This window comes from Paenibacillus sp. N3.4 (genome assembly GCF_008017805.1).
In the GTDB taxonomy this organism is placed as follows: Bacteria; Bacillota; Bacilli; order Paenibacillales; family NBRC-103111; genus Paenibacillus_E.
The window spans coordinates 1-9433 of record NZ_VRTT01000137.1 but is presented as its reverse complement, the minus strand read 5'-3'; the positions used below and the strand labels follow the sequence as shown (position 1 = coordinate 9433).

Genomic DNA, 9433 nt, shown 5'->3' with positions numbered 1-9433 from the left:
AGCTTCTCTACTTGTAATCCCTGTGTTTGTAAAGCTTGTCTAAGTTGTGGAAGTTGGCTCTCCAACATTTGTTTGCCAGCTAAGGTGTCGGCAGCAAACTGAGCAATTAACTGCCCATCATGCATGGAGATTCTTACATCAACTTGGCCCAAATTTTTGGGGAACAAGGAAAGTTTAGCTTCCGAAATGCCGTCAGCTAGGGTTATCTTCATGTTCTTCAAAACATGTTCTGTCATTTCTTCTGTAAAATTAGCAGCACTTAAAACCGGAGCCGCTTTATCAACAGGAAGAGAAGCAAGTTGTGTTTTCTGAAGATCGCTAATCGTCATTACCGGATTCTGTACGGGTTCTGATTCTGTTGTCGGCAAATCGACGAGTGACACCATGGTCGGTTCGGATTGGTTAGTAGAAGCTAGCAGAGGTGCAAAAAGCACATTCTTGACAGCCAAAACTTCAAATTTCGATTTCGTCGCCTGCACAAAAGAAAATGTACTTGCCTCTATCTTTGGTTCTGTGCCGAGTTTACTTATACGCTTCAGATGACTGCTTTGATCAGGCACCACAGCTTCCTTTTTACCGCTTACAGAGGCTGCTGCTGCAGTTCCTGCTACAGAATCATTGGAAGGGATCGGTGACTTCAATGCGTCTAAAAGCTCAGGAAGTAAAGTTTGAATTGATTGCTGCAAATCTTGATTCAAGTAGTTCAGAATCGGATTATCTGGCTGTTGCTTGGATAAAGAAGCAAGTGTCAGAAGCGTATTCTGTGCTTGTAAGTTTAACGAATCGGTTGACTTAAGCTTCAAAGCATCCGAATTCGGAAACACCGATGTAGTCTGTTGACCTGCTATCGTATTCAACAGCTGCTCCGCATTTTCAAGCCATTGCTTTACCTTCGGATCTTGCAACAGTTTATCTGCTAGACTCGGGTTACTGTTCATAGCGGTAACCAGCATTTCCGGTAAAGTTTGATCTACAGCTCCTTGATCAGTTGGCTGAATAGTTACTCCCTGTAAAGGCATCACTAAACTTTGAAGCATTTGCATCAGCATACTTAGCGAAGTTGCAGGGTCTGCCGGGTTCGCAACATCTTTAACAGGTGCTTGTACAACTTGACCATCCAATACTTGGTTGAAAGAATTTTTGGAATCTGCTTGTGTCGCTGCTGCTTTACCAGTGACTGTTGAGCCAGTACTGCTTGCAGTAGGTACGGTTGGCATCTGCACATCCATTTTTTTCACCTCCCTTCGTGTAATGAAGGTTAACTACTGAGCAAGTTTCGCTGTAATTGAAGCCGCTACTACTTTATCGGCATCGGATAAAGCAGACATTACTTTGGATCGAGAGCTGTTATCCATACCACTAAGCACGGATAACACTTTATCCGGATTAGATTTATTCATTTCAAGAAGAACATTTGAAGCGCTTTTCGGTGTCATATTTGCAAAAGTTTGACCAAGATCCGATTTACTAACGGTTGTTGTCGCTTTTGTCGTATCTTTGACACCATTCGTTGCCAAACGTTCTTGCAAAGCAGCCATTTCTTTATCGCGAACTGGAATCACATCTTTAAGTCCGATTGAGGCTGTTGCTGCCTTCGTCGGATCCATTTTTTCAAGAATAGCTCCGCGACTATCGGGTTTCATCATCGAGAACACAAGCACCATTTCCTTTGGTGTCAATGCCTCAATGATCGGTGCAGCTTTACTAGGCGTCATTTTTGCATACATATTAGCTAGTTGGGTAATTTGGTTCGCGTACTCTTCTTCGGTTTGAGTCTTATCTTTTAGTTTCTCTTCAAGCTCAGTCATCTTCGTTTGGGCGTCCTTGAGAGAGCGATCCTTCTGTTCGGTCGTCGTGTCTGATTTCTGAACAGCTGCTTGAAGCTCTGCTACTCTGGCATTCAACTTGGCAATTTCTTCATCTTTGGATTTCAAGCTCTCCTCAGACGTCAGTGCTTTGCCAGAGCTTGTTACAATGCTTTTTTCCTTGGGAGCAGGGACAATTGTCCCTATGACCGGTGTATTATGCAGAGCCTTCTGTATACTGCTCTTGATGTCATAATCAAAGATAGAAAGCAATACGAAGAGCAGAACTGCCGTGAACACAAAGGGGATGACAAACCATATCAGAAACCGTTCCAGTGCACTATAAGATGCACCCTCTATGCTCGTATCGGCCATCTCCTGTTCCCTCCTTTACCCATGCTCAATACGTTAATCGCTTGAAGCGATTTGTTGCCATTTCGTCAAGAGAATCTTGCTCTTTTTTGGCAACGACCGATTGAAACTGATGAAATGCTTTTTCTCTTGCTTTCGTCCAAACTTTTTCATCGATCATTCGCTCTGAAAGATGTTCTTGTTTCTTATCCACAACGTGCTGGGCTTGCTTCACATCTTGATGTTTCCGCACAATTTGTTGATCCATATGGTTCATATAATTTTGCATCAACATCATTTGAGAAATCGTGACAGAGTTGCCTGAGGCATCTGCCATTTGGTGATGAAGGTTGTTTTTTTGCTCAAACAATCCATGTAGACTCGTTTCTTCGTTCCGTAGTTTTCCCATGGCCTCAGAGAGAATCCATTCTGCTTGTGTTCGTTCATTATTTTTAAGATCGACAATTTGCTGAAAGGAATAGCGAAAATTCATTCAGAAACCTCATCCCTTATAAAATTCTTGAATCAAGCGTTCTTGCGCTTCTTCATATGTTAACTTCTCACTCGTTCTTTGCTTGGTGTAATTCCAAATGGCCTCGATGTTGTCCATAGCGGTATCAATATTAGGATTAGATCCTTTCTGGTACGCCCCAATATTAATAAGATCTTCCGAATCTTTATATATGGAAAGAAGTCGCTTCAATTGATCAGCAGCTTCCATATGTTCATGAGGGACAATTTCTTTCATTACACGGCTTACACTAGATAAAACGTCGATTGCCGGATAATGACCTTTATTCGCAATACTCCGATTCAGCACGATATGACCATCAAGAATACCGCGCACGGCATCGGCAATCGGTTCATTCATGTCGTCACCATCGACCAATACCGTATAAAACGCCGTTATGGACCCTTTAGGACCCGTTCCAGATCGTTCTAATAAGCGTGGCAGCATGGCAAAAACCGAAGGGGTATATCCGCGAGTAGCAGGCGGTTCACCGACAGCCAAACCAACTTCCCGTTGCGCCATAGCAAACCGAGTGACCGAATCCATCATCATCATGACATTTAAGCCACGATCACGAAAATATTCAGCAATACTGGTAGCAATCATTGCTCCTTTTATTCGGATAAGCGCTGGTTGATCTGAGGTCGCCACAATGACAACTGATCTTGCCAGACCCTCGGGACCCAAATCTCTTTCAATAAAATCTAAAACTTCCCGTCCCCGCTCACCAATGAGGGCAATCACGTTAACATCTGCAGACGTATTACGTGCAATCATTCCCATTAATGTACTCTTACCTACACCAGATCCGGCGAAAATACCGACACGCTGTCCTTTGCCTATCGTTAACAACCCGTCAATACAGCGAACGCCAACCGAAATTGGATTCAAAACACGCGGACGCGTTAATGGATTACCCGGTACATTATTTGTGGAATACTGCGCCATTCTGGAGGGTAAAAATGAACCGTCCAAAGGTTGGCCCAAGCCATCCAACACTTTACCGAGAAGCTCATGTCCAACTTGTACCGTAAGCGGCTTACCTGTGCCTACCACATCACAACCTGGACCTATGGCATCAAGATCACCTAGTGGCATCAAAATGACTTTATTGCTGCGAAATCCAACAACTTCTGCTTTTAATGGCTTATTGGATTTATGCGGATAAATGTAACAAAGATCTCCAATACTTACATCAGGACCTTCGGACTCTACGGTTAGCCCAATAACCTGGGTAACTTTACCATTAACGCGAATCGGATCTATCGTATGCAGATGTTCTTTGTACTTATCTGCTTTTGGCAGTGTGTAACTCATGATCTCGATCCCTCATTTTGAGTAGCCATCTGCTGTAAGGCTGACTTAATCTCTTTAAGTTGGGTATCTATTCGTGCATCTATGCTTCCAAATGAAGAACGAATGACACAACCTCGATCCAGAACAGTAGAATCCGGAATAATTTGCAATTCCGCTTGAGAATCGATGGAAGTTAACAACTCTTCCCTGGCATCTTGTATGTATGCAAACTGTGAAGGAGCTACACACAATGCGATAATTCCTTTTTCACGTCTGCGAGATAGAACCGACTGTATCAATTCAACTACCCACTCCGGGTTCAAGCTTAACTGTCGTCCAATTATTTTTTCAGCAATAGACGCACTAAGTTCAATAAGAAAAGGTTCGGATTCCTGAATAATTTGTTGTTTCAGCTTGTAGGCCTGCTCCAAAATGGTGCGAGCCTCCGATAACATTTCGCTGTGTTCTTCTCGCAGCGCATCTTCCGCTTGGGCAATCCCCTGCTGATAACCTTCATCGAATCCTGTTTGCCGAGATAAAGCTATGTGTGCCTCATCTTCTGAGCGACGACCATCCCACCAAGCATTAATTTCAGCATCTGCTTGTTCACGCAGTGTTGCACACTCACGCATCGCTTGATCGACCTGTTCATTGGCGAACGCCTCAGCATCTTGAAGAATTTGCTCCTTCATAGTCATGGCTTCCGAAAGTTCCTGCTGCTGCTCCGGCGTTAGTTGGTTTTTGCATCATCATCGTCTTCAAGCATTCCTGCACGCAACAGCTGTAAAGGCGACAATGTTTCTACTAATTTCTTATCATCTAACGTTACGTAAGCAAATGATTTGATCACATTAGACAATAATATCGTCTCCTCCACCACGAGCTATGATGATTTCGCCCGATTCTTCCAATCGACGAATGGTGGCAACAATTCGTGTTTGTGCCTCTTCCACATCACGCAATCGCACAGGACCCATGAATTCCATTTCTTCTTTGAATGTCTCAGCCATACGTTTGGACATATTTTTGAACAATACATCACGAACTTCTTCACTGGCCACTTTCAGTGCTAACTGCAGATCGGCATTTTCAATATCACGAATAATCCGTTGAATAGAACGATTATCAATATTGACGATATCTTCGAATACGAACATACGTTTCTTGATTTCCTCAGCCAGCTCTGGATCCTGAATTTCGAGTGAATCGAGAATGGTGCGTTCAGTACCACGATCGACACCGTTTAAGATTTGGACGATTGAAGCGATTCCGCCAGCATTCGTATAATCCTGTGTAACTGTCGAAGACAACTTCTGTTCTAGTACGCGTTCAACTTGACTAATCACTTCTGGAGACGTGCTGTCCATGAGCGCAATACGCTTTGCAACATCTGCTTGCTTCTCTTGCGGTAAAGAAGACAAAATGATAGACGCTTGATCTGCCTGCAAATAAGACAGAACCAACGCGATGGTTTGTGAATTCTCATTTTGGATAAAATTAAGTATTTGTGCCGGGTCTGCTTTTCTGGCAAAATCAAAAGGCCTCACTTGCAGCGTAGCCGTTAAACGATTAATAATATCGAGAGCTTTCTGGGAACCCAATGCCTTTTCGAGAATATCTTTGGCATAGGCAATACCACCTTGAGAAATAAACTCTTGCGCTAGACAAATTTGATGAAATTCGGAAAGAATCGACTCCTTCTCATAGGAATCTACTTTTCTTACATTCGCAATCTCTAACGTTAACTGCTCAATCTCTTCTTCTCGCAAGTGTTTAAATATTTGAGCCGACACCTCAGGGCCTAAACTGATCAAAAGAATGGCTGCCTTTTGTCGTCCGGTTAACCCTTGCAGAGCAGTTTTGGCCATACAAGTGCACCTCTATTCGTCTACTAACCAAGTACGAAGCAAATTGACGAAGTCTTCTGGTCGCTTTTTCGCTAGTGTTTCTAACTGCTTACGCACTTGATTGTCATTAGTTACATTTTCAATATCAATAGTAGGAAGTTCTGCCTTGCTGGCTGTCATATTCAATTCTTGTTCCAATTGCTGCGCAGCTTTTCTGCGTCTTCTTAAAGCAAATCCGCCGATAGCCCCTATTGCAAGTGCAGCTAAAGCTAATCCAGCATAAGTCAGATATGTAGTCGTTTTGGATGCTAGCGTATCCGCAGGCCGTACAAAGGAATGCGCGAATACCGTGACTTTTTTCTGTAAATCAGCATCTGTATATGTCGTTTTATTATCAGCAAGTGCTGTTCTGACGATATTCACCAGTGCACTTTGCACAGCCGCTTTTGTTTCTGCGGTAAGTGAGTTAGGATCGTCTTTCACCGGAGGCTCAATGCCGACATTAATACTTAAATCCTTCACTACGTATGGTGTAGAGATGATATCGTTTGTAATTCGGTTTACTTCATAATTGACCGTCTTACTGTTTTTCTCCGAGTTGGACTTCCCGGACGCTGCTGCCCCAGGATATCCTGGTACATCCGTTGTTCCTGTGCCTGGCACCCCGCCAGTGTCAGCTCCGTTGTTCACATACGACTCGGAAGCTTCTTGCAGGGAAATTTCCAATCCTTTTTGATCGACTTGATTCGGCGCGTTCACAAGTTGTTCTTTGCTCTTTTTTTGATCAAAGTTCATCGTTGAAAATACACTGACAATAACTTTATCTGGACCGAGCATCCTGCCCAGCATGCTATTAATGTTTTTCTGCAGATCATTACGGAATTGCGCGTTGATGTCCGCTTGACTTGTCACCAAGCTTGCCGAGGATTTACCTCCTGCTTGGGATGAAACAAGATTTTGTCCATACTGATCAGAGATCGTGATATTCTCTAACGGAAGATTCTTTACACTATGAGAGACTAGATTATAAATCGTATCAATCTTAGCTTGATCCAATGTGTAACCTTGCTTAGTTTGAAGGACAACGGATGCCGTCGCTTTCTCTTGTTGTTGTTGTAAGAATGGCCCCTCTTCCGGAAGCGAAATCAAAACCTTGGAACTGCCAATTGCCTGATTCGAGTTAATTAATTGCTGAAGTTCGCCTTGAATGGCGTTCAAATATTTCACTTTGAACTCATTATCCGTTATTCCGAAGGAACTGCTGTTGCTGAAAACACCAAAGCCTAGGGACCCATTCTTATTCAAACCCTGAGACTCAACACCAAGCTTTACGGTTGCTACTTGATTCGTTGGAACTTCTATGCTCTTACCATCAGCACTTAGGTGGTAAGGTATTTTTGCGGTATCCAGATAACCTTTTATGGCGGCAGCGTCACTCGGCTGTAATTCCGTAAAAGCCAGCGAATACTCCGTTTTTGATAAATTGTAACTTATAATGGCTGCAGTAAGAACCAGTAGGACAACTGTGGCAATAAAAGTGATTTTCGTTGTTCTATTGTATCGATTCCAATATTGCTTCACCTTTTCCCAGTACTGGAGCAGGTTCTCGTTCACTCTGTCACCTCATAGACCCAAAGTTTAGCAGCATTTAATTCAATCACAGCTGCATTCTCATCATTTCTTGGTAAGCTTCCAGGACTTTGTTTCTGACTTGAACGGTCAGTTCCAGCCCTAAAGATGCTTTTTCTGAGGCAATCGTTAGTTGATGCACATCAGAAAGCTCACCCTTGATGAAACTCTGATTCAACTGATCAACTTGCTGTTGTTGTGTATTTAAGTTTGATATTGCATCATTCAGGAATGAACCAAAGCGCTTGCCTAGGTCCGCTGCTCCCTCTCCAGAGTTATCTTTGGGTTGAATGGTACTACTGATATTTAGCGGACTGTAACTAATTTTGTCAATCATGATGCAACCTCCTGTAAGGGTTATCTACCAATCTCCAAAGCTTTCGTTATCATTGATTTACTTGCATTCAGAGCCGTAACGTTAGCTTCATATGATCTTGTTGCAGAAATCATGTCAACCATTTCTTTGAGCACATCGACATTGGGCATGTATACAAAACCATTGCTATCCGCATCCGGATGTGTCGGGTTGTAAACTTGTTTAAGTGGCGAAGTATCTTCAAATATTTTGTTTACCCTTACGCCCTCGCCTGTACCGTCCGCCATGGCTGTTTTCAAAGATTGAGCAAAACTCGGTTGTGACTTCGTCTCGAAAGCGACTAACTTCCTTGTATAGGGAACCCACTTGCCATTCACTAACTTGGCCCGTGTAGTATCGGCATTCGCAATGTTAGATGAAACAACATCCATTCTTAAGCGTTGTGCCGTCAGTGCCGACGAACTGATGTCAAATCCATTTGTAAGTCTCATCGATTATTACTTCCCTCCTAACACTGTGCGCATTTTTTTAAATTCACTGTTCATTTGTTGAATCATCGTATTGTATTTGAGTTGGTTTTTAGCCATTAACGACATCTCATAATCCATATCCACATTGTTTAAGTTTGTATTAATTGCGGTAGATTGATCCGTTTTTATTTCAGAATTAGGCAACATTTTGGAATTCCCTATTAAGAAATGCCTAGGGTCTGTCCGATAACCTTCTATAGAGGGTGTAGACGAACTCATTTGACCTTGCAAAAGTTCTTCAAAAACAACATCAGAACGTTTAAAATTGGGCGTGTCCACGTTAGCTACGTTATTCGCTACTACTTTTTGTCTTAACGTCGAAGCATCCAATGAACGTTCCATTAAATTCCAGCTCGGTTTGTCCAATAATGACATATCTGGTATCCCCTTTCTATAGAATAGTCGACTTATACTTCAACAAGGCGAGGAGCGATTCCTTCTTCTTTCGACATTATTTTTAGGAAATTAATTTGAATTAGTTCCATATTGTAGAAATATGTAAATCCTTCTGTTACATTTTCTATCATCTAAGATATTACCTTAACTTACAATAAGAAAAAAGCCCTATCTTTTTAATAGACAGGGCTTTTCGACGTTTTTTCGTGTTTTTTTACAGCTTTGTCTTCAATTGTTCAATACTTTGCATCAATTGTTCATTTAAAATTCGAATATAAGTGCCTTTCATGCCAAGCGATCTCGTTTCAATCACACCGGCACTTTCCAATTTCCGTAGGGCATTCACAATAACAGAACGAGTTATTCCTACTCTGTCGGCAATTTTACTGGCTACCAATAGACCCTCTTTCCCGTCCAGCTCTTCAAAAATGTGTTCTACGGCCTCCATTTCACTGAAGGATAGTGAGCCAATAGCAACTTGCACAACTGCTTTGCTTCTAGCCTCTTCTTCGATTTCTTCGGCACGCTCTCTTAAAATCTCCATAGCAATAACCGTTGAACCATACTCCGCCAAAATTAAATCATCTTCCACAAAAGGGGCATCATTTCGCGTTAATACTAATGTTCCGAGACGATCTCCGCCACCAATAATTGGCACGCTCTCTTAAAATCTCCATAGCAATAACCGTTGAACCATACTCCGCCAAAATTAAATCATCTTCCACAAAAGGGGCATCATTTCGCGTTAATAC

12 protein-coding genes and 1 pseudogene are annotated in these 9433 nt (G+C 42.4%); all 13 read right to left on the bottom strand.

Going from position 1 to position 9433, the window contains the following annotated elements:
- On the bottom strand, nt 1-1229 hold a 1229-nt coding region (locus FU659_RS33735; RefSeq protein WP_147951538.1), incomplete at its 3' end, for a flagellar hook-length control protein FliK.
- 33 nt (nt 1230-1262) lie between these two features.
- Nucleotides 1263-2180 (bottom strand): hypothetical protein, encoded by a 918-nt coding sequence (locus FU659_RS33730; protein ID WP_147951537.1) that lies wholly within the window; start codon nt 2178-2180, stop codon nt 1263-1265.
- 25 nt (nt 2181-2205) lie between these two features.
- Entirely contained in the window at nt 2206-2649 is a 444-nt protein-coding gene (gene fliJ / locus FU659_RS33725; RefSeq protein WP_147951536.1) for a flagellar export protein FliJ, read from the bottom strand.
- Between the two features lie 9 nt (nt 2650-2658).
- Nucleotides 2659-3984 carry a flagellar protein export ATPase FliI gene (gene fliI / locus FU659_RS33720; RefSeq protein ID WP_147951535.1) on the bottom strand — a complete coding sequence of 442 codons (1326 nt, stop codon included), beginning with the start codon at nt 3982-3984 and terminating at the stop codon, nt 2659-2661.
- A complete protein-coding gene (locus tag FU659_RS33715) occupies nt 3981-4655 on the bottom strand; it encodes a FliH/SctL family protein (protein ID WP_261808225.1) in 675 nt (224 codons plus the stop codon). The genes fliI and FU659_RS33715 overlap by 4 nt, the downstream gene beginning before the upstream one ends.
- Nucleotides 4656-4693: 38 nt before the next feature.
- Nucleotides 4694-4822 carry a hypothetical protein gene (locus FU659_RS38080; protein WP_261808224.1) on the bottom strand — a complete coding sequence of 43 codons (129 nt, stop codon included), beginning with the start codon at nt 4820-4822 and terminating at the stop codon, nt 4694-4696.
- Complete coding sequence (fliG, locus tag FU659_RS33710) at nt 4815-5831, bottom strand: flagellar motor switch protein FliG (RefSeq protein WP_147951533.1); 1017 nt, start codon at nt 5829-5831, stop codon at nt 4815-4817. Before fliG ends, FU659_RS38080 begins: the two co-directional genes overlap by 8 nt.
- A 12-nt stretch (nt 5832-5843) precedes the next feature.
- A complete protein-coding gene (fliF, locus tag FU659_RS33705) occupies nt 5844-7424 on the bottom strand; it encodes a flagellar basal-body MS-ring/collar protein FliF (RefSeq protein WP_147951532.1) in 1581 nt (526 codons plus the stop codon).
- Between the two features lie 43 nt (nt 7425-7467).
- The gene (fliE, locus tag FU659_RS33700; RefSeq protein WP_147951531.1) at nt 7468-7776 is read right to left on the bottom strand and encodes a flagellar hook-basal body complex protein FliE; all 309 of its coding nucleotides are present in this window, start codon (nt 7774-7776) and stop codon (nt 7468-7470) included.
- Nucleotides 7777-7796: 20 nt separating this feature from the next.
- Complete coding sequence (gene flgC / locus FU659_RS33695; protein ID WP_147951530.1) at nt 7797-8246, bottom strand: flagellar basal body rod protein FlgC; 450 nt, start codon at nt 8244-8246, stop codon at nt 7797-7799.
- A 6-nt stretch (nt 8247-8252) separates the two neighbouring features.
- Nucleotides 8253-8660, bottom strand: a complete 408-nt coding sequence (gene flgB, locus FU659_RS33690; protein ID WP_147951529.1) for a flagellar basal body rod protein FlgB — start codon at nt 8658-8660, stop codon at nt 8253-8255.
- A 235-nt stretch (nt 8661-8895) separates the two neighbouring features.
- A pseudogene (gene codY / locus FU659_RS33685) lies at nt 8896-9339 on the bottom strand (GTP-sensing pleiotropic transcriptional regulator CodY); the annotation flags it as partial.
- Nucleotides 9284-9406, bottom strand: a complete 123-nt coding sequence (locus FU659_RS39260) for a hypothetical protein (protein ID WP_397357127.1) — start codon at nt 9404-9406, stop codon at nt 9284-9286. The gene FU659_RS39260 and the pseudogene codY, both read right to left, overlap by 56 nt.
- Between the last annotated feature and the right edge of the window lie 27 nt (nt 9407-9433).

What these genes read in the sequence shown, in the direction of transcription:
- FU659_RS33730 (WP_147951537.1), bottom strand. Translation starts at nt 2,180, where the DNA reads ATGGCCGATACGAGCATAGAGGGTGCATCTTATAGTGCACTGGAACGG.
- fliJ (WP_147951536.1), bottom strand. Translation starts at nt 2,649, where the DNA reads ATGAATTTTCGCTATTCCTTTCAGCAAATTGTCGATCTTAAAAATAAT.
- fliI (WP_147951535.1), bottom strand. Translation starts at nt 3,984, where the DNA reads ATGAGTTACACACTGCCAAAAGCAGATAAGTACAAAGAACATCTGCAT.
- FU659_RS33715 (WP_261808225.1), bottom strand. Translation starts at nt 4,655, where the DNA reads ATGAAGGAGCAAATTCTTCAAGATGCTGAGGCGTTCGCCAATGAACAG.
- fliG (WP_147951533.1), bottom strand. Translation starts at nt 5,831, where the DNA reads ATGGCCAAAACTGCTCTGCAAGGGTTAACCGGACGACAAAAGGCAGCC.
- fliE (WP_147951531.1), bottom strand. Translation starts at nt 7,776, where the DNA reads ATGATTGACAAAATTAGTTACAGTCCGCTAAATATCAGTAGTACCATT.
- flgC (WP_147951530.1), bottom strand. Translation starts at nt 8,246, where the DNA reads ATGAGACTTACAAATGGATTTGACATCAGTTCGTCGGCACTGACGGCA.
- flgB (WP_147951529.1), bottom strand. Translation starts at nt 8,660, where the DNA reads ATGTCATTATTGGACAAACCGAGCTGGAATTTAATGGAACGTTCATTG.